This is a genomic window from Saccharothrix ecbatanensis, assembly GCF_014205015.1.
In the GTDB taxonomy this organism is placed as follows: domain Bacteria; phylum Actinomycetota; class Actinomycetes; order Mycobacteriales; family Pseudonocardiaceae; genus Actinosynnema; species Actinosynnema ecbatanense.
In genome coordinates, this window is sequence record NZ_JACHMO010000001.1 from 6,176,243 (window position 1) to 6,199,810 (window position 23,568).

Sequence of the window (23,568 nt, forward strand, 5' to 3'; positions counted from 1 at the left end):
CCCGAGATCAAACTTGTCCGGCGGGGGAATTCTTATCAGGAAGTATCCGCAGGACATCGCACCGGGAGTGCGTGACCAAGCCTAGTCCGTGCCGGTCCAGGATCAACTTGTTTTCAGAACAGCCGGAATTCGTCCGACTCGATACCGCGCAGCACGTCGTAGTCCAGCACGACGCAGCGGATGCCCCGGTCCTCGGCCAACGTGCGCGCCTGCGGCTTGATCTGCTGGGCCGCGAACACGCCCTTCACCGGCGCGAGCAGCGGATCACGGTTGAGCAGCTCCAGGTACCTGGTCAGCTGTTCCACGCCGTCGATCTCGCCCCGCCGCTTGATCTCCACCGCGACCGAACCACCCGACGCGTCCCGGCACATCAGGTCGACCGGGCCGATCGGGGTCGGGAACTCGCGGCGGACGAGGGTCCAGCCCTCGCCGAGCGTGGTGACGTGCTCGGCCAGCAGCTTCTGGAGGTCGGACTCCACGCCATCCTTGACCAGGCCGGGCTCGGGGCCGAGTTCGTGCTTGGAATCGTGCATCACCTCGGTCAGCGTGATGATCAGCTTCTCGCCCGCCTTGTTCTGCACCACCCACATGTCCGGTTCCTCGATCAGCCAGCACGGCGGGCTCATCCAGTTCAGCGGCTTGTACGCGCGGTCGTCGGAGTGGATCGACACCGAGCCGTCCGCCTTGATCAGCAGCAGCCGCTGCGCCATCGGCAGATGGGCGGTGAGACGTCCGACGTAGTCGACCTTGCAGCGAGCGATGACGAGGCGCACGGCGGACAGGCTACGGGGTGCGGGGCCTGTTCCACCGGCAGGTACCGTCGGCCGACGTGTCACCCGGTCGTCGTTGGCACAGGGAGAGTGATCGTGGAAACCCTCGGATCGCGTGAGGTGTACGCGAACCAGTGGATGGTGGTCCGTGAGGACGCCATCGGGCGCGCGGACGGGACCACCGGGATCTACGGCGTGGTGGACAAGCCGGACTTCGCACTGGTGATCCCCATGGAGGGCGAGCGCGTGCGGCTCGTCGAGCAGTTCCGCTACCCGCTGGGTCTGCGGCGTTGGGAGTTCCCGCAGGGCACCGCGCCGGAACGCGCGGACGAGGACCCGATGACGCTGGCCGAGCGCGAGTTGCGCGAGGAGACGGGGTTGCGGGCGGGCAAGCTGGTGCAGTTGGGCGTGCTGGACGTCGCGCCCGGCATGTCGAGCCAGCGTGGTCGGGTGTTCCTGGCGACCCAGCTCACGGAGGGCTTCCACGAGCGGGAGCACGAGGAGCAGGACATGCGCTCGGCGTGGTTCCCGCGGGCGGAGTTCGAGGCGATGGTCGCGCGGGGTGAGATCACCGACGCCCAGTCGATCGCCGCCTACACGCTGCTCTTGTTGCACGAGAACGCGCAGCCGTGAGCGAGCAGGTGGCCGCGGACGAGGCCCGTGTCGTGAGCGAACGAGCCGCCGAGAACAAGCCCGGAGCCGTGAGCGAACGCGCCGCTGAAAACGAGGCCGGTGTCGTGAGTGAACGTGCCGTCGCGAACGAGCCCGGAGCCGTGAGCGAACGCGCCGTCGCGAACGAGCCCGGGGCCGTGCGGGCCGAGATCGCGGAGCTGACGTCCGCTGGTGTGCTGGCGTGCGCGGACGGGTTGACCGACCTGCTGGCGGACGCCGTCGCGGGTGGCGCGTCGGTCGGTTTCCTCAGTCCGCTGTCCCGCGAGGACGCGCTCAAGTGGTGGCGTGCGCTGGCCGCGCCCGTCGCCAACGGCGTGCTGGCGTTGTGGGTGGCGCGGGATGGGGAGCGGGTGCTCGGCACCGTCCAGCTGCGGTTCGCCTCCATGCCGAACGGCGCGCACCGCGCGGAGGTGGCCAAGCTGCTGGTGCACCGCGACGCCCGACGTTCGGGGCTGGGTCTTGCGCTGCTGGACGTGGCCGAGCGTGAGGCGGCGAAGCGTGGCGTGACCCTGCTCGTCCTCGACACCGAGACCGGCTCAGGCGCCGAACCGCTCTACCGGCGGGCGGGCTGGACGGAGGTCGGCGTCATCCCCGACTACGCCACCGACCCGACCGGCGTGCCGCGGCCGACGACGGTGTTCTACAAGCAACTGGGATAGGCGGTCACCTTTAGCGGCGGACGCACGTCGAGTGGGTGAAGACCCGCTTCCCGCTTGGAGGTTCCATGTCCACCGCTCACGTCGTCGTCACCGTCCTCACGATCGCGGCCAACGCCGGTATCGCCGTCGCCGACTTCCGCAAAGCGGACTTCGTCCTGGCGAACTCGGCCGAAGTGCACGTGCCGCCGTCGTGGCTGCCGGCGCTGGGCCTGCTGAAGGGCGCGGGCGCGGTCGGCCTGCTCCTCAGGCTGCTGGGCGTGCCCCTGGTCGGGACGGCGGCGGCGGTCGGGCTGGTGGCGTTCTTCGTCGGCGCGATCGTCGCTCACGTGCGTGCGCGCGTCTGGCACAACATCGCCTTTCCCGGCGGGTTCCTCGCGCTCGCCGTGGCGTCCCTGGCCCTCTCGGTCACCTAGTCGGTCCACGCCGGCGGGCGCTTCTCCAGGAACGACGACATGCCCTCCTTGGCCGCCGGGGTCTGCGACGCGGCGGCCATGACCTCCACCGCGATGCCGTACGCGTCGGCTTCCGGCCGGTCCAGCTGGGCGTAGAGCGTCTGCTTGCCCAACGCCTTGCTGGCCCGGCTGCCCCTGGTGGCCCGGCGCATCAGGTCGTCCACCGCGTCGTCCAGGTCCGCGAGCGGCACGACGCGGTTCACCAGGCCCCACTGCTCGGCGGTCCGCGCGTCCACGGTGTCACCGGTCAGGGCCATCTCCATCAACCGCTTGCGCCCCACGGCCCGCGCCACCGGCACCGCGGGGGTGTGGCAGAACCAACCCGCCTTGCCGCCGGGCAGGGCGAACCCGGCCTCCTCCGCCGCCACCGCCAGGTCGCACGACGCCACCAGCTGGCAGCCGGCCGCCGTGGCCAGACCGTGCACCCTGGCGATCACCACCTGAGGCACGGACTCGATGGTCCGCATGAGGTCGGTGCACAGTGTGAGCAGGTCACGCACGCCCTCCAAGTCGCGTGCCGACACGTCGGCGAAGTCGTGCCCGGCGGAGAACACCGGCCCTTCCCCCGCGAGCACCACGCCCACCGCGTCCGTCGCGGCGACCTCGCGGAACGCGGTCAGCAGCTCCGCCAGGTGCTCGGCGGACAGCGAGTTGCGCCGGGCGGCGCGGTCCATGGTGACGCGCACGACGTCGTCCGTGCGGTCGACGCGGATGTGCTGGTATTCGGCCATGTTCCGACCGTAACCGGCCGTGCAACCACCTGCCCGGGGACTGCCGTCCAAGCGGTATGAGACTTCGCCTGTTGGCCCTCGGGTTGCTGGTGGCGGGTTGCGCCGGAACGCCGTCAGCGGTCCACCCTGTCGCGCCCGGTGCGCCGACCGCGCCCGGAGCACCCACCGCCCCCGCTCCGGTCGACTTCCCGGTGAGCGCCGTTCCGCGTCCGATCGTGCTGATCGGCTCGCCGTGGGAGCCGCTGGAGACGGTCGGCAGCGAGGCCGAGAAGGTGGCGGTGGGCAACGGCCGGTTCACGTTCACCGGTGGGGAGCCCGCGACCCCGGGACTGATGTCGGTGGAGCTGCCCGACGGTCCGGCCACGTTGCCGCTGATCGGCGTGCGGGCTGCGGTGGACGCGGTGAACGCGACGACCGAGGACGGGCCGCAGGGGTCGCCGCTGGAGCTGGTGAGCGCCGAGCTGGGCACGGCGGCGTTCCGGACCGACCGCGGCGAGCTGGAGTTGCCCGCGTGGCGGTTCCGCAGTTCGTTCGGGAGCGTGTGGGCGTGGCCGGCGCTCACTCCGGAGGCGTTCTGGAAGCTGGGCGAGGTCGGCTTCGCCACGCACCACGCGGCGACGTTCGACGGGGTGGAGCTGGTGGTGCAGCTGCCCGACCCGGGGCCGCCGTGTCCCGGTGAGGAGCCGTCCGTCAGCGAGGCCGTGGTGACCGAGGGTGCGGCGTTCGTGACGGTCGGTCTGCGGATTACGGGTGGCGGCACGGGCACCTGCGCGCGTGACGCGATGTACCGGAGCAAGCCTTACACGGTGAAGCTGAAGGAGCCGTTGGGCGCACGGCTGCTGGTGGACGAGAACAACGGCGTGATCCCCGTGGCGGTGCAGTAGTTCGGGCGCCACGGTCAGGAGGCGGCGGGCACGCGGAACGTTCGGCGGTAGGCGTCCGGGGTTACGCCCAGTTCGGCGCGGAGCCGGCGGCGGAGGTTGGTGGGGGTGCCCAGGCCTGAGCGCTCGGCCACCCGATGCACCGGCAGGTCCGTGGTCTCCAGCAGGCGTTGTGCCAGTCGCACGCGCTGGACCTGGAGCCAGCGGCCGGGCGTGCTGCCGGTCTCAGCCAGGAAAGTGCGGTGGAAGGTCCGGTCGCTCATGCCGGCGTGTGCGGCCAGGTCGGCGACGCCGATCGGCGTGCCAAGGCACCCCACCGCCCAGTCCACTGTGGACGCGATACCGGCGCGGTCCGGCCTGGCGGGCAAGGGCGGGTCCACGTACTGGCGTTGACCTCCCTCACGGCTCGGCGGCATCACCAGGCGACGCGCCAAGGCCGCGGCCACGTCAGCGCCATGTGCCCGGCGCACCAGGTGCAGGCACAGGTCCAATCCACCGACCACACCCGCCGACGTCAAGACCTCGCCACCGTCGGTGAACAGCACATCCCGGACCACCCGCGCCCGAGGTGCGGCGTCCTCCAGCGCGTCGAGCAGCCGCCAGTGCGTGGTCGCCTCCCGACCGTCGAGCAGCCCCGCCGCCGCCACCGTGAACGCCCCGGAGCACAGCGCCGCCACCGTCCCCGAGAACGACCGGAGCGCGCGCACCACCGCAGGCGGCACCGGTGCCGAGGGATCGACCCGACCGGGCACCACCACCAGGTCGCAGTCCTTCAGACCGGCCAGCCCGTGCGTCGCCGGGATGACGCCCACAGGATCCACCGGCGTCGCCACCCGCCCCGGAGCGCAGAGCCGCAACGAGAACGCGCCGATCCCACTGTCGGTCCGGTCGACGCCCCACACCTCGCTCACCACCGAGACGTCGAACATCCGACTGCCCGGCAGCACCAGGACACCCACCGTGCGCATGGCAGGAAAGTACCTGAACATGCCAGACCTGCCACTCACACGCCGGGCCGCACCCGATCCAGACTTGTCACCATGACCGCTTTGATCCTCATCGACGTGCAGCGCGGCTTCGACGACCCCTACTGGGGCAAGCGCGACAACCCTGATGCAGAGGCGAACATCGCCCGTCTCCTCGCCTCCTGGACCGGCCCACTGGTGTTCGTCCGGCACGACTCGACCACGCCGGACTCACCGCTGCGCCCCGGCCAGGACGGCAACCGGTTCAAGCCGGAACTCGACCGGGCCGAACCCGACCTGGTGTTCGGGAAGAACGTCAACTCCGCGTTCCACGGCGAGGTCGACCTGCACGAGTGGCTGAAAGCCCGGCACATCACCGACATCGTGCTTGCCGGCGTCCAGACGAACATGTGCGTGGAGACGACCGCCCGGGTCGGCGGCAACCTCGGCTACCGGGTCAAGGTCGTCCTCGACGCCACGTTCACGTTCGGCCTGGAGGACCTGACCGCCGAACAACTCGCCCAGGCCACCGCCACCAACCTGCGTGGCGGCGGCTTCGCCGAGATCGTGTCCACCGACGACGTCATCTAAGAGCCAGATTCCGTGCGGCCTGGATTCCGTGCGACCTAGATTCCGTGCGCCGACCGCACCACGGTCACGATCTCGTCCATGATCTGGGTCAACTCGTAGTCCTTGGGCGTGAACACCCGCGCCACACCGCGCTCACGGAGCTTGTCGGCGTCGTCGGGCGGCACGATCCCCCCGACGATGACCGGCACGTCACCGGCGCCGGCCGCACGCAGGCCGTCGACCACCGCGGGCACGACCTCCAAGTGCGAGCCGGACAGGATCGACAGGCCGACCACGTGCACGTCCTCCTGCACGGCGGCGGCGACGATCTGCGCGGGCGTGAGGCGAATGCCCTGGTAGACGACCTCGAAGCCGACGTCGCGGGCCCGCACGGCGACCTGCTCGGCGCCGTTGGAGTGCCCGTCGAGCCCCGGCTTGCCGACCAGGATCCGCAGCCGCTCGCCCAACTCCTCGCCGGTCGCCCGCACGCGCTCGCGCACCCGACCGATCTCCGCCCCGGCCTCACCGGACGCCGACGCGGCGGATACACCCGTAGGAGCCCGGTACTCGCCGAACGTCTCGCGCAGCGCCGACGACCACTCACCGGTCGTCACCCCCGCACGGGCGCACGCGATGGTCGCCTCGACCAGGTTCTGATCCGTCTTGGCCACCGCACGCAGGTCGTCCAAAGTGGACTTCACCAGAGCGTCGTCCCGTGAGGCCTTCCACTCCCGGAGGGCCTCGATCGCGTGCTGCTCCACCACCGGGTCGATCTGGAGGATCGAGTTCGCGCCCTCGGCCTGCAACGGCGAAGGCTCGGTGGTGGCGAACTTGTTCACGCCCACCACGACGGCGTCACCCGACTCGACCCGCCGCCGACGTTCCGCCAACGACGACACCAGCGCCGACTTCATGTACCCGGACTCGACCGCCGCCACCGCGCCGCCCATCGCCTGCACGCGGTCGATCTCGGCCCGTGCGCCCTCGACGAGCTCGTCCACCTTGGCCTTGACGACGTGCGAGCCGTCGAAGATGTCCTGGTACTCCAACAGGTCCGTCTCGTAGGCCAGCACCTGCTGCATGCGCAGCGCCCACTGCTGGTCCCACGGCCGGGGCAGGCCCAGCGCCTCGTTCCACGCGGGCAGCTGGATGGCACGGGCGCGCGCGTCGCGGGACAGCGTCACGGCCAGCATCTCCAGCACGATCCGCTGCACGTTGTTCTCCGGCTGCGCCTCGGTCAGCCCGAGCGAGTTCACCTGCACGCCGTACCGGAACCGGCGGTGCTTGGGGTCGGCGATGCCGTACCGGTCACGGGTGATCTCGTCCCACAGCTGGACGAACGCCCGCATCTTGCACATCTCCTCGACGAACCGCACCCCGGCGTTCACGAAGAAGGACATCCGGGCGACGACCTCGCCGCGCCGGTCCTCGGGCACCTGGCCGGAGTCGAACACCGAGTCCAGCACCGCGATCGCGGTGGACAGCGAGTACGCGATCTCCTGCACCGGCGTCGCGCCCGCCTCCTGGAGGTGGTACGAGCAGATGTTGATCGGGTTCCACTTCGGCACGTTCGACACGGTCCACGCGACCACGTCGGTGATCAGCCGCAGGCTCGGCCCGGGTGGGAACACGTACGTGCCGCGGGACAGGTACTCCTTGATGATGTCGTTCTGCGTGGTGCCCGCGAGGGTGGCACGGTCCGCGCCGTGCTCCTCGGCCACGCTCACGTACAGCGCGAGCAGCCACATGGCCGTCGCGTTGATGGTCATGGACGTGTTCGCCTCGCCCATCGGGATCTGGTCGAACAACAGCCGCATGTCGCCGATGTGGCTGACCGGCACGCCGACCTTGCCGACCTCGCCCCTGGCCAGCTCGTCGTCCGGGTCGTAGCCCGTCTGCGTGGGCAGGTCGAACGCCACGGACAGGCCCGTCTGGCCCTTGGCGAGGTTGCGGCGGTACAGCGCGTTGGAGGCGGTGGCGCTGGAGTGACCCGCGTAGGTCCGCATCACCCACGGACGGTCGCGCTCTCGGTCGGCCGGGTACGGCACGGCAACCTCCTGAGTTGAATTGCCGCTGCTTCGCAGACGGAGGGCTCGCGTTGGTCCGTAGCGTACTGACGGGTAACACGGGGCGCGCGTGCCGTTGCTCACTGAATCGAAGCTGGAGCACCATGTAGGGCGTGACCACGCTCACCCCACTGCTGCTGCTCCTAGTCCTCTTCGCGTTCTTCGCGCTGGTGCTCAAGTGGGCGTTCGGCAACGACAAGCGTGCCGTCCCCGATTACACCGGAGACGACTTCGGCCTGCTCACCGAAGTCACCGTCGTGTCCAGCCCGGCCGCGGCGGAGGTGCTGGCCAAACGCTTGCGGGCGGCTCGGATCAAGGTGACAGTGGTCCGGCGGGACGGGCTGCACCGGCTCATGGTGTTCCCCGCCGACGCGTCCGACGCCAAACTTCTGCTCCGGGAGTAAGACATGACGACCATCGGCCAGTCCCGGATCGCCGCCGACGACGAGGACATCTCGGTCGAGGAGTTGCGCCTCGCCGCCCGCAACCACGGCATGCCGCTGGAGGCGCTGCGCTACGACGTCACGCCCGCCGGCCTGCACTACCTGCTGATCCACTACGACATCCCGGACACCGCCGACTGGTCGCTCGACGTGCTCGGCCGCAAGTGGACGCTCGACGAACTGCGCGCGCTGCCCGCCGTGACCGAGCAGGTGACGCTGGAGTGCGCGGGCAACGGGCGGGCCAAGCTGCACCCGCGGCCGGTGAGCCAGCCGTGGCTGGACGAGGCGGTGGGTTGCGCGGCGTGGACCGGCACGCCGCTGGCGCCACTGCTGGCCGACCTGCCGCCGGACGCGGTGGACGTGGTGTTCACCGGGCTGGACCACGGGCTGGACCGGGGCGTGGAGCAGGACTACCAGCGGGCGCTGCCGGTGGCCGAGGCGTTGCGGCCGGACGTGCTGCTCGCCTACGAGATGAACGGTCAACCGCTGCTGCCCCAGCACGGCGCGCCGCTGCGGCTCGTGGTGCCCGGCTGGTACGGCATGACGCACGTGAAGTGGCTGGGTTCGATCACCGCGCTGGACCGGCCGTTCGACGGGTTCCAGCAGGCCGTCGCCTACCGGATCACGCACGAGCCGGACGACGAGGGCACGCCGGTCACGCGCATGCTGCCCAAGGCCCTGATGGCGCCGCCGGGGTTCCCCGACTTCATGACCCGGCAGCGGTTCGTGGACGCCGGGCGGGTGGTGCTGACCGGTCGAGCGTGGAGCGGTCACGCGCCGGTGGCGAAGGTCGAGGTGGAGCTGGACGGGACCTGGGTGGAGGCGGAACTCGGCCCGGCCGGCGACCGGTACGCGTGGCGGCGCTGGGAGTGCGCGTGGGACGCGACACCCGGTGAGCACGTGTTGCGCGTGCGTGCGACCGACGCCGACGGCCTCACCCAACCGCTCGACCAGCCGTGGAACCGGCAGGGCATGGCGAACAACACGGCCCAGCGGGTGCCGGTCACCGTCCGCCCATGACCGTCAGGCGCTGACGCGCTCCAAGAAAAGCCCTCCTGACCGGCGGGTCAGGAGGGCTGTCCGGCACGCGTGGCTCAGCGCCGGTAGGCGTAGCAGTCGCGGTTGCGGTCGTCGATGAACTTCATCCGGTCGCGGGTGTTCGGGCCGTAGATGCCGTCCGCGGCGGTGCCGATGTAGCGCTGCACGGCCTTCAACGCGGCCTCGGTGCGCGCCCCGAAGCTGCCGTCGGCGTAGAGGTCGCCCACCTTCTCGCTCGAGTAGGGCGACGCCAGGTTCAGCGTCGGGTAGCACCGGCGCATCGTGAACTGGAACCGGGACACGACCGTCGCGTTCGCCGCGTAGTCGCGGCCGATCTGGCACAAGGTGCTGCCCTTGGCCGTCGGCACCGCGATCGTGTGACCCGATCGCACCATGTCCGTCAACGTGGTGCACCGGGGCGGCTCCGCGGCCGACGCCGGCGTGGAGAACGCGACGGCCGCCGCCCCCACCGCCAGGACGACCAGGCCGAGCGCCCTCCCGCGCCGGCCCCGGCCGCCGAACGATTCCCGCATGGATCTTCCCCCTGGAAGTCGGAACAACCTGCTCCGACTCTGGGGAAACCGCTGCTCAGGCGATGTCCGGTGAACACCCGACACCGGACGAGGGGGAATGCCGGCGCGGGTCAGGCGCTGACGCGTTCCACGGTCGCGCCGAGCTTGCGCAGGTTCTCCACGAAGCCCGGGTAGCCGCGCTCGATGTGGAAGATCTCGTACACCTCGGTCGCGCCGTCCGCGCACAGCCCGGCCAGCACCAGCCCCGCGCCCGCACGGATGTCCGACGCCCACACCGGCGCGCTGGACAGCCGCTCCACACCGCGCACCACCGCGTGGTGGCCGTCGGTACGGGCGTCGGCGCCCAGCCGGATCATCTCCTCGATGAACCGGAACCGCGCCTCGAACAGGTTCTCGGTGATCATCGACGTGCCCTCGGACACGCTGGACAGCGCGATCGCGAACGGCTGGAGGTCGGTGGCGAAACCGGGGTAAGGCAGCGTCACGAAGTCCACCGACCGCGGCCGGGCGCGCTGCACCACGCGGAAGCTGTCGTCGGAGACGGTCACCTCGGCGCCCGCCATCCGCAGCTTCTCCAGCACCAGGTCGAGGTGGTGCGGGTTCACGCCGTGCACGGTGATGTCACCGCGGGTCATGACCGCCGCGAACGCCCACGTCGCGCCGACGATCCGGTCGCCGATGACGCGGTGCTCGGTCGGCCGCAACGACTCGACGCCGTGCACCGTGAGCGTGGACGTGCCGGCGCCCTCGATCTTCGCGCCCATCTCCTGGAGCATCACGCAGATGTCCACGATCTCCGGCTCGCGGGCGGCGTTGTCGATGACCGTGGTGCCGTTCGCCAGCACCGCCGCCATCAGGATGTTCTCCGTCGCGCCCACGCTGGGGAAGTCGAGCCAGATCTGGGCGCCGTGCAGGCCCTCGGCCTCGGCGACCACGCAGCCGTGCTCGATCTCGCTGTGCGCGCCGAGCTTGCGCAGGCCGGCCTGGTGCATGTCCAGCGGCCTGTTGCCGATCGCGTCACCGCCGGGCAGCGCGACCACCGCGCGCCGGCAGCGGCCCACCAGCGGCCCCAGGACGCAGACGGACGCGCGGAGCTTGCCCATCGCCTCCGAGTCGGCCCGGTGGTTGAGCTCCTTCGGGGTGGTGATGGTGACGACGCTGCCGTCGAGCACCACCTCGCAGCCCAGGCTGCGCAGCACGTCCGCCATCAGCGGCACGTCCAGGATCTCCGGGCAGTTGGTGATGGTGGTGGTGCCCTCGGCCAGCAGCGCCGCCGCCATCAGCTTGAGCACGCTGTTCTTCGCGCCTACGACGTCGACGTCGCCGACGAGGCGCCCACCGCCCTGAACCCGGAAGTGCTCACTCACGTAAGGAACTCCTTGCTCGATGTGCGGGCAATCCTACGGACGGTCTGAATCGTGCCCGTCCGTGGTGGCCCACTGCGGTGTCTACAGTGCTTGGCATGGCCGTGCACCTGACGAAGATCTACACCCGCGTCGGCGACGACGGGAGCACCGGACTCGGCGACTTCTCCCGCGTGCCCAAGACCTCGCCGCGGATCGCGGCGTACGCCGACGTGGACGAGACCAACGCCGCGCTCGGCGTCGCCCTGGCGCTCGGCGCGTTGGAGCAGGACGTCGCCGAGGTGGTGCGGCAGGTCCAGAACGACCTGTTCGACGTCGGGGCCGACCTGTGCACGCCGATCGTCCCGGACCCGAAGTACCCGCCGCTGCGGGTCACCCAGGCCTACGTGGACCGGTTGGAGTCGTGGTGCGACTCCTTCAACTCCCGGTTGGACAAGCTGGAGTCTTTCATCCTCAACGGCGGCACGCCCGGCGCGGCCCTGCTGCACCAGGCGCGGACCATCGCACGGCGGGCCGAGCGCGGCACGTGGGCGTTGATCGAGGTCGAGGCGGAGCAGACGAACGCGCTGACCGCGAAGTACCTGAACCGGCTGTCCGACCTGCTGTTCATCCTGGCCAGGGTGGCGAACCCGGACGGCGACGTGCTCTGGCAGCCCGGCGCCAACGCCTGAGCGCGGTCAGCTCGCCGCGTAGACCACCTTCTCGGCGCCGATGCGCCGGATCCGCTCGGTGCCCCACTCGCCCAACGCGGACAGCGCGTCGTTGAGGGACAGCCCGTGCTCGGTCAGCGTGTACTCCACCCTGGGCGGCACCTCCGGGAACACCTCGCGGCGCACCAGGTCGTCCTCTTCCATCTCGCGCAGCTGCTGGACGAGCATCTTCTCGCTCACCCCCGGCAGGCCGCGGCGGAGCTGGGCGAACCGCCGCACGCCGTGCTCGTGCAGCTCCCAGAGGATCAGCGACTTCCACTTCCCGGACACGACGTCCATCGCGGCGTCGATCCCGCAGAAGTAGGGGCCGCGTCGAGCCTTCGTCGCCATATGCCCTCCTCAGACCATGCTTACCAAAAGGTGGGTACTGCACTAATTAGTCCGTACTGGTGAAGACTACCGGTACCGGCGAGGATTCAGGCATGACAAAAACCTCTGTGAGCGTTCTCGGACTGGGCGAGATGGGCTCCACGCTGGCGGCGGCGCTGGTCGAGGCGGGCCACCCGACCACGGTCTGGAACCGGTCGCCCGGCAAGGCCGACGCCCTCGTCGACATGGGCGCCATCGCCCCCGCGACGGCACGTGACGCGGTGAGCGCGAGCGACGTCGTGGTGGCGTGCCTCTTCGACGCGGCCTCGGTCCACGGAGTCCTCGACCCGATCGCCGACCTGCTCAGCGGCCGGACGCTGGTCAACGTCACCACGACCACTCCCGAGCAGGCCAGGGAGATCGCAGGCTGGGCGGCCGACCACGGCGTGGTGTACCTGGACGGCGGCATCATGGCCGTGCCGTCGATGATCGGGCAGCCCGGCTCGTCCGTCCTCTACAGCGGTTCGGCCACCGCGTTCGAGCAGTTCCGTCCGCTGCTGGACCTGTGGGGCGACAGCACGTACTTCGGTGAGGACCCAGGCCTGGCGTCGCTGTACGACTTCGCGCTGCTCTCGGGCATGTACGTCATGTTCGCCGGGTTCCTGCACGGCGCGGCGATGGTCGCGGGCGCGGGCGTCTCCGCGACGGAGTTCGCCGGCCGGGCCGCGCCGTGGCTGTCCGCGATGACCGGGGGTTTCGCCGGGTACGCCGCGGTGGTCGACGGCGGTGACTACACCGTCGCCGGGCAGCAGAGCCTGGAGTTCTCCGACCTCGGCGACATGGTCGAGGCGAGTGCCGCGCAGGGGATCAGCACCGAGGTGATCGGCATGGTGCAGAACCTCATCCGGCGGCAGATCGACGCCGGTCACGGCAAGGAGGGCTTGGCCCGCATCTACGAGAGCATCAAGCAGCCCGGCTGAGCGCTGCCGGGAACACCGCGATCAGGAGGCCCAGGGAATGGAGCGGCCCGGAGGCGCTGATTCCAACCAGGACAGGAATCCTGTCAGCGCGTCCGGGCCCATCGCGATCTCGACTTCGCCCCTGTTGCCACGACAGCGGAGCACTACCGCGCCCGTGGGCATCGCGTACGTCTCCGGCGGGGTGGGCTCGCGGCGGTCGTCGATCTCGAATCCCTCGCGGGAGATGACCATGTCCGGGCCGGAGCTGAGGCTCAGCACGCGGAACCAGGTGAACTCGTCACCGCGGTAGTGCCCGACGCCCAGGTGCCAGCCCCGGCCGGACCCTTCGAGTCTCGATCTCAGCGCGACGTGCACACCGCCCGCGCGCAACAACCGCACGCGGCGCCACGCGAGGTACGCGAGGACCACCACCGCGCCGAACAGGACCACCCCGACCAGTTCGGCGATCCCCACGGCGTTGTCCGCTCGTCCGCGTCAGGCCGTGTGACCCGCGGCGCGGAGCCGCGCGATGGCCCTGGCCCGCTGCACGTCGTCCATGTTCTGGACGTTCGCGCGGGCCCGTTCTACGTCGATCTCGTGGGAGAGTTCCGCGTCCTCGGCCAGGATGCTCACACCCCCACCGGTGACGGAGAGGAAACCGCCGTGCACGGCCGCCGTCACCAGCTCGTTGTCCGTGGTGCGGATCCGGACCACGCCGCCCTCGACCAACTGCCCGAGCACGGGCTCGTGGCCGGGCAGGATGCCGATCTCGCCTTCGAGCGTCTGCGCGACCACCGAGGTGGCCGTGCCGGACCACAGACGGCGTTCCACGGCGACCAACTGGACGGACATCTCGGCCACGCGCATCTCCCTCGTCGACTGGAGTCAGGTGCAGTCTAAACGGTGACCGGAACTGCTCGCCGCACCAGCCACCCCCTGGGGCTCTCGCCGTGCCGTGTCGGGCGGCCGGCGGAGGTTCCGGTGGGTGCGAGACTGGGCCCGTGTCCACGCCGAAGTCGCTGCTGGAGCGGGTGTTCTCGCTGCTGTCGGTGTTCACCGCGGACCGGCCGGCGGTGACGTTGTCCGAGCTGAGCCGCCACTCCGGGCTGCCGTTGAGCACCACGCACCGGCTGGTGGCGTCGCTGGTGGAGCTGCGCGCGCTGGACCGTGCCGCGGACGGCCGGTACTCCGTGGGGCTGAGGCTGCTGGAGCTGGGCGTGCTGGCGCCGGGGAGCCTGGACCTGCGGGAGCGGGCGTTGCCGTTCCTGGAGGACCTGTACGAGGTGACGCGGCACAACGTGCAGCTGGCCGTGCGGGACGGCACGGAGGTCGTGTACGTCGAGCGGATCTCGGCGCGGGACGCGGTGAACGTGGTCACGCGGGTGGGCAGCCGGATGCCGTTGCACTGCACGGGTGTCGGGCTCGTGATGCTGGCCGCCGCGCCGGTGGCGGTGCAGGAGGCGGTGCTCGCGGAGCCGTTGAGGCGGTACACGCCGAAGACGATCGTGTCGCCGGGTGAGCTGCGCGAGGTGCTGGCGCGGGTGCGGCGGGACGACTACGCCATCAGCGACCGCCAGATCGAGATGATCACGTACTCGGTGGCCGCTCCGGTTCGCGGCCTGGACGGGGACGTGGTGGCCGCTGTGTCGGTCGTGGTGCCCACCGGGACGGGTACGGAGGCCATCGTGCCCGCCGTGCGCACGTGCGGGTTCGCCATCTCCCGCGCCCTTGGCTGGGCTTCGTCCTGACCGCGCGTCTCGCGGGACCTGAGCGTTGAATTCAGGCGTTCCGAACGTAGGACTCACGGGACCTGAGCGTTGAACTCGGGGGGCCTGGAGGTTCGACACGCGGGGCCTGAGCGTTCGACTCGCGGGTTGAGGGAGGAAGCGGCAGGGCCGCCCCCGCGCTTGGCGGGGACGGCCCTGGAGTGCCCGGTGGGGCTTACTTGCCCGCGAGCTTCTTGGCGTTGGCCTCGACGTCGTCCAACCCGCCGCAGGAGAAGAACGCCTGCTCCGGGAAGTGGTCGAACTCGCCCTTGCAGACGCGGTCGAACGCCTCGATCGTGTCCTTGATGGACACGAACGAACCCGGCTGGCCGGTGAACTTCTCGGCCACGATGAAGTTCTGGCCGAGGAAGCGCTCCAGGCGACGGGCGCGACCGACGAGGACCTTGTCCTCTTCGGACAGCTCGTCCATGCCGAGGATGGCGATGATGTCCTGCAGTTCCTTGTACTTCTGGAGGATCCGCTTGACCTCCTGCGCCACCCGGTAGTGCTCCTCGCCGACGATCGACGGCTCGAGGATCCGGGAGGACGAGGACAGCGGGTCCACCGCCGGGTAGATGCCCTTCTGGGAGATCGGACGGGAAAGCTCCGTCGTCGCGTCCAGGTGGGCGAACGTGGTGGCCGGCGCGGGGTCGGTGTAGTCGTCCGCGGGCACGTAGATGGCCTGCAGCGAGGTGATCGACTTACCGCGCGTCGAGGTGATGCGCTCCTGGAGCTCACCCATCTCGTCCGCCAGCGTCGGCTGGTAACCCACGGCGGACGGCATGCGGCCCAACAGGGTCGACACCTCGGAACCCGCCTGGGTGAACCGGAAGATGTTGTCGATGAACAGCAGCACGTCCTGGCCCTGCACGTCGCGGAAGTACTCCGCCATCGTCAGCGCGGACAGCGCGACCCGCATACGCGTGCCGGGCGGCTCGTCCATCTGACCGAACACCAGGGCGGTGTCGTTGAGAACGCCCATCTCCTCCATCTCGAGGAGGAGGTCGGTGCCCTCACGGGTGCGCTCGCCGACACCGGCGAACACCGACGTGCCGGAGAACTCGCGGGCGATACGGGTGATCATCTCCTGGATGAGCACCGTCTTGCCCACGCCCGCGCCGCCGAACAGGCCGATCTTGCCGCCCTTGACGTACGGGGTCAGCAGGTCGATGACCTTGATGCCCGTTTCCAGGATCTCGGTCTTGCCCTCGAGCTGGTCGAACGCCGGAGCCTTGCGGTGGATGCCCCACTGCTCGCCGTCACGGCCGAGACCGGGCTCGTCCAGGCAGTCGCCCAGCGCGTTGAACACGTGGCCCTTGACGACGTCGCCGACGGGCACGCTGATCGCCTTGCCGGTGTCGGACACCGTCGCGCCGCGGACCAGGCCGTCCGTCGGCTGCATCGAAATGGTGCGGACCAGGTTGTCACCCAGGTGCTGGGCGACCTCCAGGGTCAGCGTCTTGGCCACCGCTTCTGCCGTGATCTCCACGTGCAGAGCGTTGAACAGCTCCGGCACCGCGCCACGCGGGAACTCCACGTCGACGACGGCACCGATCACCCGGACCACACGGCCGGTGCGGGTGGTGGTGGCAGTAGCACTCATGTCACTCATCACTTCCTGCGCCCCCGGTAAGCGCGGAGGCGCCACCGACGATCTCGCTGATCTCCTGGGTGATCTGGGCCTGGCGCGCCTGGTTCGCCTGGCGGCTGAGGGTGCGGACCAGTTCGGTGGCGTTGTCCGTCGCCGCCTTCATCGCGGTCCGTCGCGCCGCCGACTCCGAGGCCGCCGCGTCCAGCAGTGCCGAGAAGAGCCTGGTCTTGACGTACTTGGGCAGCAGAGCGCCCAACAACGTCTCCGCGCTCGGTTCGAACGAGTACACCGACCGGATCTTCTGCGGCTCCGGGTCGTAGTCGACCACCATCGGCGCGATCCGCTTGGCGACCGGCGTCTGGCTGAGCATGGACTTGAACTCGGTGTAGACCACGTGCAGCTCGTCCACGCCGAGGACGCCGTCCGGGCCGGGCTGGTCGCCCTCGTCGTCGCTTCCCGCGACGAACGCCTTGACCAGCGCGTCACCGGCTTCGGAGGCGTTGACGTAGTGCGGGAGCTGGGAGAACCCGCTCCACTCGCCCGCGATCGCGCGCCGGCGGAACCGGTAGTACCCCGCGCCCTTGCGGCCGAGGACGTAGAGCACGGGCTCCTTGCCCTCGGACCGCAGCAGCGTCAGCAGCTCCTCGGCGGCACGCAGCACGTTGGCGTTGTAGCCGCCGCACATGCCCTTGTCACTGGTCACGACCAGCACGCCGGCACGACGCGGGTTCTTGCGCTCGGTCAGCAGCGGGTGGTCGAGGTTCGCGGACGCCGTCGCCAACGCGGAGAGCACCGAGGTGATCTCCTCCGCGTAGGGACGGGACGCCGCGACCCTCGTCTGCGCCTTGGCGAGACGGGACGTGGCGATGAGCTCGTACGCCTTGGTGATCTTCTTGGTCGAGTTGACCGTGCGGATCCGCTGGCGCAGCTCTCGAATCTGTGCCGCCATGCCTACGTCACTTCTCGGTCGGAGCGGGCCGGTTGACCTTCACCGACTCCTGTCCGACCTTGTCGGCGTCCATCGCTTCGGCCGGTGCCTCGTTGACCACCGTGGCGCCGTTCGAGGCGGTGAACTGCTGCTTGAACGCGTTGACAGCGTCCACGATGCCCCTCTCCGTGTCGTCCGACAACTTCTTGGACTCGCGGATGTCGGAGAAGATCACGTCGTGGCTGCGACGCACGTGGTCCAGGAACTCCGACTCGAAGCGGCGGACGTCGCCCACCGGGATGTCGTCGTAGTGGCCGTTCGTGCCGAGGTAGATCGAGACGACCTGCTCCTCGACCGGGACCGGGGAGTACTGGCCCTGCTTGAGCAGCTCGACCAGGCGTGCGCCGCGCTCCAGCTGGGCGCGGGAGGCCGCGTCGAGGTCCGAGGCGAAGGCGGAGAACGCCTCCAGCTCGCGGAACTGCGACAGGTCCAGCCGCAGCGAGCCGGCGACCGTCTTCATCGCCTTGATCTGCGCGGCGCCACCGACGCGGGAGACCGAGATACCCACGTTGACGGCCGGCCGCACACCGGCGTTGAACAGGTCCGACTCCAGGAAGCACTGGCCGTCGGTGATCGAGATGACGTTGGTCGGGATGTACGCCGACACGTCGTTCGCCTTGGTCTCGATGATCGGCAGGCCGGTCATCGAGCCGCCGCCCATCTCGTCCGACAGCTTCGCGCAGCGCTCCAGCAGGCGCGAGTGCAAGTAGAAGACGTCGCCCGGGTAGGCCTCACGGCCCGGCGGGCGGCGCAGCAGCAGCGAGATGGCGCGGTACGCCTCGGCCTGCTTGGTCAGGTCGTCGAAGATGATCAGGACGTGCTTGCCCTGGTACATCCAGTGCTGGCCGATGGCCGAGCCGGTGTACGGCGCGAGCCACTTGAAGCCGGCCGAGTCGGACGCGGGGGCGGCGACGATGGTGGTGTACTCCAGCGCGCCCGCCTCCTCCAGTGCGGTCTTGACGCCCGCGATGGTGGAGCCCTTCTGACCGATGGCGACGTACACGCAGCGGACCTGCTGCTGCGGGTCGCCCGAGTCCCAGGCCTTCTTCTGGTTGATGATCGTGTCGATGCAGACCGCGGTCTTGCCGGTCTTGCGGTCGCCGATGATCAGCTGACGCTGGCCGCGACCGATCGGGGTCATCGAGTCGATGGCCTTGATGCCGGTCTGCATCGGCTCGCTCACCGGCTGCCGCTGCAACACGGAGGCGGCCTGGAGCTCGAGGGCGCGGTTGTCGTCGGCCACGATGTCACCGAGGCCGTCGATCGGCTGGCCGAGCGGGTTCACCACGCGGCCCAGGAAGCCGTCGCCGACCGGCACGGAGAGCACCTGGCCGGTCCGCTTGACCTCCTGGCCCTCTTCGATCTTGTCGAAGTCACCCAGGATGACCGCGCCGATCGTGCGGACCTCCAGGCTCAGGGCCACGCCGAGCACGCCGCCGGGGAACTCCAGCAGCTCGTTGGTCATGGTGCCGGGCAGACCCTCGACGATGGCGATGCCGTCGTAGGTCTCCGCGACGACGCCGACCTCTTCCCGGCTCACTTCCGGGGAGTAGGCCGAGACGTACTTCTCGATCGCACTGCGGATCTCGTCCGACGAGATCGTCAGCTCCGCCATGTCGTTCCTGCTCTCACTTCGTTCTGGGAAGGGGCTTGTGGGCCGCGGTTCCGGTCGGTCAGCCGGCCAGGTCGCGGCGCAGTGACGCCAGCCGACCGGCCACGCTTCCGTCGATGACTTCGTCACCGATCTTGATCAGCAGACCGCCGCGCAGCGTGGGGTCGACCTCCACGTGCAGCGCGATCGGCCTGGAGTAGATCCTGGTCAGCGTGGCTTCGAGCCGGTCACGCTGGGCCGCGTCCAGCTCGACGGAGGAACGGACGTACGCGACTGAACGTTCCCGGCGCTTGGCCGCGAGCGACGCGAGGTCGCTCAGGCCGTTGACGACTCCCTGACCGCGCGGCTCACGGACGAGCTGGTCCACCAGGGTCTTGGTGGTCCGGTCGACCTTGCCCGCGACGAGGCTGTCCACCAGCGCGACCTTGCCGGCGGACTCGGCCGCCGGGTCGGACAGCGCCAGTTCGAGGGCGTGGTTGCCGGCGATGATGCGGCCGAGCCGGAACAGCTCGTCCTCGACCGAGTCGAGCTTGCCGTCCCGCTCCGCCCGCACCAGCAGCGTGGTGCGTGCCAGCGACTCGACGCCGTCGACCAGCTCACGAGGGCTGGACCAGCGGGCGGTGACGACCGTGGTCAGCACCTGGAGGGCCGAGTCGGAGACCTTGCCGCCGAGCAGCCCGTGCAGCAGCTGGTCGCGGGACGCGGCCTCGGAGGAGTTGTCGGCCAGTGCCCGGCGCAGCGCGGGCTGCGCCGACAGCAGGCTCACGACGGCGAACAGCTCCTCGCCCAGCTTCGCCAGCGACTCGCTGGCGGTCGGGCCCGTCGTGCCGTCCACGACCTCCAGCAGCCGGAGTTCGGCGGCGGCGAGGGCGTCACGGCTTGCGGCGTGCAGCGTCATCGGCGTTCCCTCACTTGGCGGCCGGAGCCGACGTGCCGTCGAGCTCGGAGAGGAACCGGTCGACGGTGCCCCGGCGGCGCACCTCGTCCTCCAGCGACTCGCCGACGACCCGGTCCGCCAGGTCGATGGCCAGCCTGCCCAGCTCGCCGCGCAGCTCCGCGACGATCTGCGCGCGCTGCGTCTCCAGCTGGGTCTGCCCCTGCGCGACGATCCGCGCGGACTCTTCCTGGGCCTTCGTCCGCAGCTCGGTGATGATCTGCTCACCCTCGATGCGGGCGTCATCCCGGATGCGCGCCGCCTCGGCGCGCGCCTCGGCGAGCTGAGCCTTGTACTGCTCCAGCATCTTGTGCGCTTCGGCCTGAGCCTGCTCCGCCTTCTCGATGCTGCCTTCGATCTTGGCGGCACGCTCGGCGTACAGGGTCTCGAACTTCGGCGTGACGAACTTCTTGATGATGAAGAAGAGCAGCAGGAAGGCGATCAGTCCGATGATGATCTCGGCCGTGTGCGGCAGGACCGGGCTCGGCACCTCTTCCGCCGCCACGATGAGTGTATTCATCACAACTGTCTCCTTATGCGATGAATGAACACTCAGCCAGTGGCGAGGAAGAAGACGACGAAGCCGAGCAGGGCGAGGACCTCGACGATGGCGAAGGTGGTCCAGGCCAGACCCAGCAGCACGCCGCGGGCCTCAGGCTGGCGGGCAGTGCCGTTGATGACCGCGGAGAAGATCATGCCCACACCCAGCGCGGGGCCGATCGCGGCGAGGCCGTAGCCAATGGCGGCCAGGCCCGCGTCGGTCATACCCGGGTTGGCGGCTTCCTGCGCAAGAACGATAGCGCTCACTTGTGCCGTTCCCTTTCCAATTCGGTCCACGACGCTCGTCGCGGATCGGAGGCTTGCTTTTTTATCAGTGCTCTTCCGCCAGCGCCGCGCCGATGTAGCCGGCGGACAGCAGAGCAAAAATGTAGGCCTGCAACACCATGATCAGCGCTTCCAGGAACGTCAGCGCGATGGCGAAGAGGAAGGAGATCGGCGCGACCGCGATTGCCACGCCGCCCGAGAACAGGAGGGCTTCACCGGCCAGGATGAACACCATCAGCAGAAGGTGACCCGCGAACATCGCCGCGAAAACACGGAGGGCGAGCGTGAGCGGGTTCAGCACGAACTTCTGGAGGAACTCGATCGGGATCAGCAGCGGGAGCACGAACCACGGCGCGCTGGGCGGCATGGTCTGGTGCTTCAGGTAGCCGAGGAAGCCGTGCCGCCGGATGCCCACGAAGTGGTAGACCGGGTAGACCACCAGGAGCGAGACGGCAAGCGGGAACCCGATGTGCGCCATCGTCGGGAACTGCACGAACGGCACGATCCCGAACAGGTTGTTCACCAGGATGAAGCTGAAGATTGTGATGATGAGCGGGACGAACGGCTTGAAGTCCTTGCTGCCGATCTGCTCACGCGCGATGCCGTTGCGCCCGACGTCGTAGAACGACTCCGCCAAGAACTGGAACTTGCCCGGCACCAGCTTCATGTTGCGGCTGGCGGCCAGGAAGAAGGCGGAGATGATGAAGATCGACAGCACCACTAGGACCATCGGTTTGGTGACTTCGCCGAAGATCGGCGGGAGGAAGAAGTCCTTCACACCGGGTGCGACGAACTCATCACCCGCAGCCAGCACCATCGTGGTCACTGTGTTCCTTCCGGTTCTCCCGGCCGGCGTTCACTCCGCCGGGGGAATCGTCACGATCTGGACAGAACGTACCTTACGGACCGCAAGCGGCTATGAGAGGCACCCCACTACCGGGTGTCCCGTCCTGCGCGAACCGTACCAGCCGGTAGATCAGGTGTTGCCAGGGGTGGGGATGACGATCTGACTGCGACTGCGCTTCGAGGCGCGCACCTCCATGAAGGTGGTCACCACGATGGTCGCGACAGTGGTCAGCGCCAGTGCGTTGACGTGCAGCGCCGGGAACGCGCGCAGCAGGAACAGCACGCCGACGAGCAGGATCAGCTTGCCGAAGAAACCGCCCAGGGCGGCGACCATGACGAACTGCACGGGCAGCGCCGCGGTCTTGCGCATGAGGACCAGCGTGCCGACCGAGGACAGGCACGCGATCACACCGCCGATCAGCGCCGAGACCAAGCCGGTGACACCGGCGACGACGGTCCACACCGCCAGGCACAAGGCCACCGTGGCGAGCGCCGCCCACATCGCGCCGCGAAACATCTCGACGGCGAGCCGTTCGACGACGGCCTCGTGGCTCCACTCCTTGGCGTCCTGGGAGCTGTCCTGGCTCATGTCACCCTCCCCACTCTTCACGACCGAGTGTAAAGAAGCCTTGCCGGTGGACAGCCCATCGGGGGTCAGGTGCGGCGGACTTCACGAAGTCTGGGTATCGCGGAGACCAACAGTGCGAGAAGAAGTCCGATGCCGAGGCACCACACCACGACCACGACGTCGAACAGGGTCAACGCCACCGCGCCGAACGCCAGCACGCCGGCCCACAAGTAGATCAACAGCACCGCGCGGCGCTGGGAGTGGCCGATCTCCAGCAGCCGGTGGTGCAGGTGCATCTTGTCCGCGGAGAACGGGCTCTCACCGCGCCGCGTTCGCCGGACCACGGCCATCAGCAGGTCGAGCATCGGCACGAACAGCACGGCGGCCACCACGACCAGCGGCGACAGCAAGCCGAGGACGTCGGTCGCGCGCACCGACTCGTAGTTGATCTTGCCGGAGGCGGAGACGGTGGACGCGGCGAGCATCAGGCCGATCAGCATCGACCCGGAGTCGCCCATGAAGATGCGGGCCGGGTTGAAGTTGTGCGGCAGGAAGCCCAGGCACGCCCCGGCCAGCGTGGCGGCGATCAGCGCGGGCGGGTACGCGCCAACGTCACCGCCGTTGTTGGACAGCAGGCCGATGGAGAACACGCAGGTGGCGGTGGCGGCGATGAGGCCGATGCCCGCGGCGAGGCCGTCCAGTCCGTCCACGAAGTTCATCGCGTTGATCATGGTCACGGCCAGCAGCACGCTCAGGATCGCGCCCTGGTTCTGGTCGAGCACCAGCAGCGAGCCGGTGCCCGCGCCGTCGTCACCCCACGGCACCCAGAAGTACAGCCACTGCAAGCCGAACAGCACCAGGATGCCCGCCGCGGTGACCTGGCCGGCGAGTTTCGTCAGGGAGTCCAGCTCGAACCGGTCGTCCAGCACGCCCACCAGGACGATCACGCCACCGCCCACGATCACCGCGTACGGGTCGTAGGAGAAGTCGAACGCCGAGCGCAGCACCGGGAGCTGGTGCGCGAGCAACATGCCGCCCAGCACGCCGCCGTACATGGCGAGCCCGCCCATCCGGGGCATCGGCTTGACGTGCACGTCGCGTTGACGCGGGTACGCGACCGCGCCGATGCGGAACGCCAGCTTGCGCACCAGACCGACGAGCAGGAACGTCACGACCGCGGCGGTCAGCGCGACGAGCAGGTACTCCCGGACGGGGAGGACGTTGGACACGGCAGGCAACTGGCCCACGGAGGCTAGCCCCTCGGAGATGGGGTGTCGGGTGGGTCTTGCTGGACGGGATCGCGCTGTAGTGGATCC

At 69.5% G+C, this 23,568-nt stretch carries 28 protein-coding genes; 10 read left to right on the top strand and 18 right to left on the bottom strand.

What is annotated here, in order from left to right; all coding sequences use genetic code 11:
- Positions 1 to 113 precede the first annotated feature (113 nt).
- Positions 114 to 773, bottom strand: a complete 660-nt coding sequence (gene nucS, locus F4560_RS26315; protein WP_184924192.1) for an endonuclease NucS — start codon at positions 771 to 773, stop codon at positions 114 to 116.
- A 93-nt stretch (positions 774 to 866) separates the two neighbouring features.
- Here nucS and F4560_RS26320 point away from each other — a divergent pair, with 93 nt between their 5' ends.
- The 3 genes from F4560_RS26320 (at position 867) to F4560_RS26330 (ending at position 2,514) form a co-directional block, all read left to right on the top strand.
- A complete protein-coding gene (locus F4560_RS26320) occupies positions 867 to 1,403 on the top strand; it encodes an NUDIX domain-containing protein (RefSeq protein WP_184924194.1) in 537 nt (178 codons plus the stop codon).
- Positions 1,400 to 2,101, top strand: coding sequence for a GNAT family N-acetyltransferase (locus tag F4560_RS26325; protein WP_312869486.1), 702 nt, complete (start codon positions 1,400 to 1,402; stop codon positions 2,099 to 2,101). The genes F4560_RS26320 and F4560_RS26325 overlap by 4 nt, the downstream gene beginning before the upstream one ends.
- A 65-nt stretch (positions 2,102 to 2,166) precedes the next feature.
- The gene (locus tag F4560_RS26330; RefSeq protein ID WP_184924196.1) at positions 2,167 to 2,514 is read left to right on the top strand and encodes a DoxX family protein; all 348 of its coding nucleotides are present in this window, start codon (positions 2,167 to 2,169) and stop codon (positions 2,512 to 2,514) included.
- On the opposite strand, the gene F4560_RS26335 is transcribed toward F4560_RS26330, so the two are convergent.
- Positions 2,511 to 3,284, bottom strand: coding sequence for an enoyl-CoA hydratase-related protein (locus F4560_RS26335; RefSeq protein ID WP_184924198.1), 774 nt, complete (start codon positions 3,282 to 3,284; stop codon positions 2,511 to 2,513). The two genes, F4560_RS26330 and F4560_RS26335, sit on opposite strands and share 4 nt — an antisense overlap.
- A 56-nt stretch (positions 3,285 to 3,340) precedes the next feature.
- Between F4560_RS26335 and F4560_RS26340 the strand changes: the two genes are divergently transcribed.
- A complete protein-coding gene (locus tag F4560_RS26340; protein WP_184924200.1) occupies positions 3,341 to 4,168 on the top strand; it encodes a hypothetical protein in 828 nt (275 codons plus the stop codon).
- 14 nt (positions 4,169 to 4,182) lie between these two features.
- Here F4560_RS26340 and F4560_RS26345 read toward each other — a convergent pair whose 3' ends face one another.
- Positions 4,183 to 5,133 carry a GlxA family transcriptional regulator gene (locus F4560_RS26345; RefSeq protein WP_184924202.1) on the bottom strand — a complete coding sequence of 317 codons (951 nt, stop codon included), beginning with the start codon at positions 5,131 to 5,133 and terminating at the stop codon, positions 4,183 to 4,185.
- 72 nt (positions 5,134 to 5,205) lie between these two features.
- On the opposite strand from F4560_RS26345, the gene F4560_RS26350 reads away from it, so the two are divergent.
- A complete protein-coding gene (locus F4560_RS26350) occupies positions 5,206 to 5,721 on the top strand; it encodes a cysteine hydrolase family protein (RefSeq protein WP_184924204.1) in 516 nt (171 codons plus the stop codon).
- 35 nt (positions 5,722 to 5,756) lie between these two features.
- On the opposite strand, the gene F4560_RS26355 is transcribed toward F4560_RS26350, so the two are convergent.
- Positions 5,757 to 7,748: an ethylmalonyl-CoA mutase gene (locus tag F4560_RS26355; RefSeq protein ID WP_184924206.1), complete on the bottom strand. Its 1,992-nt coding sequence runs from the start codon at positions 7,746 to 7,748 to the stop codon at positions 5,757 to 5,759.
- Between the two features lie 131 nt (positions 7,749 to 7,879).
- Here F4560_RS26355 and F4560_RS26360 point away from each other — a divergent pair, with 131 nt between their 5' ends.
- The gene (locus tag F4560_RS26360) at positions 7,880 to 8,170 is read left to right on the top strand and encodes a hypothetical protein (RefSeq protein WP_184924208.1); all 291 of its coding nucleotides are present in this window, start codon (positions 7,880 to 7,882) and stop codon (positions 8,168 to 8,170) included.
- 3 nt (positions 8,171 to 8,173) lie between these two features.
- Positions 8,174 to 9,229 carry a sulfite oxidase gene (locus tag F4560_RS26365; RefSeq protein WP_184924210.1) on the top strand — a complete coding sequence of 352 codons (1,056 nt, stop codon included), beginning with the start codon at positions 8,174 to 8,176 and terminating at the stop codon, positions 9,227 to 9,229.
- A 74-nt stretch (positions 9,230 to 9,303) separates the two neighbouring features.
- On the opposite strand, the gene F4560_RS26370 is transcribed toward F4560_RS26365, so the two are convergent.
- A complete protein-coding gene (locus F4560_RS26370; RefSeq protein WP_184924212.1) occupies positions 9,304 to 9,780 on the bottom strand; it encodes a peptidoglycan-binding domain-containing protein in 477 nt (158 codons plus the stop codon).
- Positions 9,781 to 9,890: 110 nt separating this feature from the next.
- Positions 9,891 to 11,147: a UDP-N-acetylglucosamine 1-carboxyvinyltransferase gene (gene murA / locus F4560_RS26375; protein WP_184924214.1), complete on the bottom strand. Its 1,257-nt coding sequence runs from the start codon at positions 11,145 to 11,147 to the stop codon at positions 9,891 to 9,893.
- 95 nt (positions 11,148 to 11,242) lie between these two features.
- Between murA and F4560_RS26380 the strand changes: the two genes are divergently transcribed.
- Positions 11,243 to 11,815 carry a cob(I)yrinic acid a,c-diamide adenosyltransferase gene (locus F4560_RS26380; protein WP_184924216.1) on the top strand — a complete coding sequence of 191 codons (573 nt, stop codon included), beginning with the start codon at positions 11,243 to 11,245 and terminating at the stop codon, positions 11,813 to 11,815.
- 6 nt (positions 11,816 to 11,821) lie between these two features.
- Here the strand turns inward: F4560_RS26380 and F4560_RS26385 are convergent, their stop codons facing one another.
- Positions 11,822 to 12,184: a winged helix-turn-helix transcriptional regulator gene (locus F4560_RS26385; protein ID WP_184924217.1), complete on the bottom strand. Its 363-nt coding sequence runs from the start codon at positions 12,182 to 12,184 to the stop codon at positions 11,822 to 11,824.
- A 92-nt stretch (positions 12,185 to 12,276) separates the two neighbouring features.
- Between F4560_RS26385 and F4560_RS26390 the strand changes: the two genes are divergently transcribed.
- Entirely contained in the window at positions 12,277 to 13,143 is an 867-nt protein-coding gene (locus F4560_RS26390; RefSeq protein ID WP_184924219.1) for an NAD(P)-dependent oxidoreductase, read from the top strand.
- A gap of 21 nt (positions 13,144 to 13,164) precedes the next feature.
- On the opposite strand, the gene F4560_RS26395 is transcribed toward F4560_RS26390, so the two are convergent.
- Together F4560_RS26395 and F4560_RS26400 are read right to left on the bottom strand one after the other, a co-directional pair.
- On the bottom strand, positions 13,165 to 13,596 hold the full coding sequence (locus F4560_RS26395) for a DUF2550 domain-containing protein (protein ID WP_184924221.1): 432 nt from the start codon (positions 13,594 to 13,596) through the stop codon (positions 13,165 to 13,167).
- 21 nt (positions 13,597 to 13,617) lie between these two features.
- The gene (locus F4560_RS26400) at positions 13,618 to 13,983 is read right to left on the bottom strand and encodes a F0F1 ATP synthase subunit epsilon (protein ID WP_184924223.1); all 366 of its coding nucleotides are present in this window, start codon (positions 13,981 to 13,983) and stop codon (positions 13,618 to 13,620) included.
- A gap of 140 nt (positions 13,984 to 14,123) precedes the next feature.
- On the opposite strand from F4560_RS26400, the gene F4560_RS26405 reads away from it, so the two are divergent.
- Entirely contained in the window at positions 14,124 to 14,870 is a 747-nt protein-coding gene (locus F4560_RS26405; RefSeq protein ID WP_312869487.1) for an IclR family transcriptional regulator, read from the top strand.
- Positions 14,871 to 15,063: 193 nt separating this feature from the next.
- Here F4560_RS26405 and atpD read toward each other — a convergent pair whose 3' ends face one another.
- The 9 genes from atpD to F4560_RS26450 form a co-directional block, all read right to left on the bottom strand.
- Complete coding sequence (gene atpD / locus F4560_RS26410; protein ID WP_221483650.1) at positions 15,064 to 16,500, bottom strand: F0F1 ATP synthase subunit beta; 1,437 nt, start codon at positions 16,498 to 16,500, stop codon at positions 15,064 to 15,066.
- On the bottom strand, positions 16,493 to 17,428 hold the full coding sequence (locus F4560_RS26415; protein ID WP_184924227.1) for a F0F1 ATP synthase subunit gamma: 936 nt from the start codon (positions 17,426 to 17,428) through the stop codon (positions 16,493 to 16,495). Before F4560_RS26415 ends, atpD begins: the two co-directional genes overlap by 8 nt.
- Before the next feature lie 7 nt (positions 17,429 to 17,435).
- Complete coding sequence (atpA, locus tag F4560_RS26420) at positions 17,436 to 19,082, bottom strand: F0F1 ATP synthase subunit alpha (protein WP_184924229.1); 1,647 nt, start codon at positions 19,080 to 19,082, stop codon at positions 17,436 to 17,438.
- 58 nt (positions 19,083 to 19,140) lie between these two features.
- Positions 19,141 to 19,977 carry a F0F1 ATP synthase subunit delta gene (locus tag F4560_RS26425; protein ID WP_184924231.1) on the bottom strand — a complete coding sequence of 279 codons (837 nt, stop codon included), beginning with the start codon at positions 19,975 to 19,977 and terminating at the stop codon, positions 19,141 to 19,143.
- Positions 19,978 to 19,987: 10 nt separating this feature from the next.
- Positions 19,988 to 20,533 (bottom strand): F0F1 ATP synthase subunit B, encoded by a 546-nt coding sequence (locus tag F4560_RS26430; protein ID WP_184924233.1) that lies wholly within the window; start codon positions 20,531 to 20,533, stop codon positions 19,988 to 19,990.
- 32 nt (positions 20,534 to 20,565) lie between these two features.
- On the bottom strand, positions 20,566 to 20,820 hold the full coding sequence (locus tag F4560_RS26435; protein WP_312869488.1) for an ATP synthase subunit C-like protein: 255 nt from the start codon (positions 20,818 to 20,820) through the stop codon (positions 20,566 to 20,568).
- A 64-nt stretch (positions 20,821 to 20,884) separates the two neighbouring features.
- Entirely contained in the window at positions 20,885 to 21,664 is a 780-nt protein-coding gene (gene atpB / locus F4560_RS26440; protein ID WP_184924235.1) for a F0F1 ATP synthase subunit A, read from the bottom strand.
- 150 nt (positions 21,665 to 21,814) lie between these two features.
- Positions 21,815 to 22,273, bottom strand: a complete 459-nt coding sequence (locus tag F4560_RS26445) for a Cg1360 family ATP-synthase-associated protein (protein ID WP_184924237.1) — start codon at positions 22,271 to 22,273, stop codon at positions 21,815 to 21,817.
- A 65-nt stretch (positions 22,274 to 22,338) separates the two neighbouring features.
- On the bottom strand, positions 22,339 to 23,499 hold the full coding sequence (locus F4560_RS26450) for a glycosyltransferase family 4 protein (protein ID WP_184924239.1): 1,161 nt from the start codon (positions 23,497 to 23,499) through the stop codon (positions 22,339 to 22,341).
- Positions 23,500 to 23,568 lie beyond the last annotated feature (69 nt).

Excerpts from the sequence above, each read along its gene's own strand:
- F4560_RS26330 (WP_184924196.1), top strand. The coding sequence starts at position 2,167 with ATGTCCACCGCTCACGTCGTCGTCACCGTCCTCACGATCGCGGCCAAC.
- F4560_RS26335 (WP_184924198.1), bottom strand. The coding sequence starts at position 3,284 with ATGGCCGAATACCAGCACATCCGCGTCGACCGCACGGACGACGTCGTG.
- F4560_RS26340 (WP_184924200.1), top strand. The coding sequence starts at position 3,341 with ATGAGACTTCGCCTGTTGGCCCTCGGGTTGCTGGTGGCGGGTTGCGCC.
- F4560_RS26345 (WP_184924202.1), bottom strand. The coding sequence starts at position 5,133 with ATGCGCACGGTGGGTGTCCTGGTGCTGCCGGGCAGTCGGATGTTCGAC.
- F4560_RS26350 (WP_184924204.1), top strand. The coding sequence starts at position 5,206 with ATGACCGCTTTGATCCTCATCGACGTGCAGCGCGGCTTCGACGACCCC.
- F4560_RS26365 (WP_184924210.1), top strand. The coding sequence starts at position 8,174 with ATGACGACCATCGGCCAGTCCCGGATCGCCGCCGACGACGAGGACATC.
- F4560_RS26370 (WP_184924212.1), bottom strand. The coding sequence starts at position 9,780 with ATGCGGGAATCGTTCGGCGGCCGGGGCCGGCGCGGGAGGGCGCTCGGC.
- F4560_RS26380 (WP_184924216.1), top strand. The coding sequence starts at position 11,243 with ATGGCCGTGCACCTGACGAAGATCTACACCCGCGTCGGCGACGACGGG.
- F4560_RS26385 (WP_184924217.1), bottom strand. The coding sequence starts at position 12,184 with ATGGCGACGAAGGCTCGACGCGGCCCCTACTTCTGCGGGATCGACGCC.
- F4560_RS26390 (WP_184924219.1), top strand. The coding sequence starts at position 12,277 with ATGACAAAAACCTCTGTGAGCGTTCTCGGACTGGGCGAGATGGGCTCC.
- atpD (WP_221483650.1), bottom strand. The coding sequence starts at position 16,500 with ATGAGTGACATGAGTGCTACTGCCACCACCACCCGCACCGGCCGTGTG.
- F4560_RS26415 (WP_184924227.1), bottom strand. The coding sequence starts at position 17,428 with ATGGCGGCACAGATTCGAGAGCTGCGCCAGCGGATCCGCACGGTCAAC.
- atpA (WP_184924229.1), bottom strand. The coding sequence starts at position 19,082 with ATGGCGGAGCTGACGATCTCGTCGGACGAGATCCGCAGTGCGATCGAG.
- F4560_RS26425 (WP_184924231.1), bottom strand. The coding sequence starts at position 19,977 with ATGACGCTGCACGCCGCAAGCCGTGACGCCCTCGCCGCCGCCGAACTC.
- F4560_RS26430 (WP_184924233.1), bottom strand. The coding sequence starts at position 20,533 with ATGAATACACTCATCGTGGCGGCGGAAGAGGTGCCGAGCCCGGTCCTG.
- F4560_RS26445 (WP_184924237.1), bottom strand. The coding sequence starts at position 22,273 with ATGAGCCAGGACAGCTCCCAGGACGCCAAGGAGTGGAGCCACGAGGCC.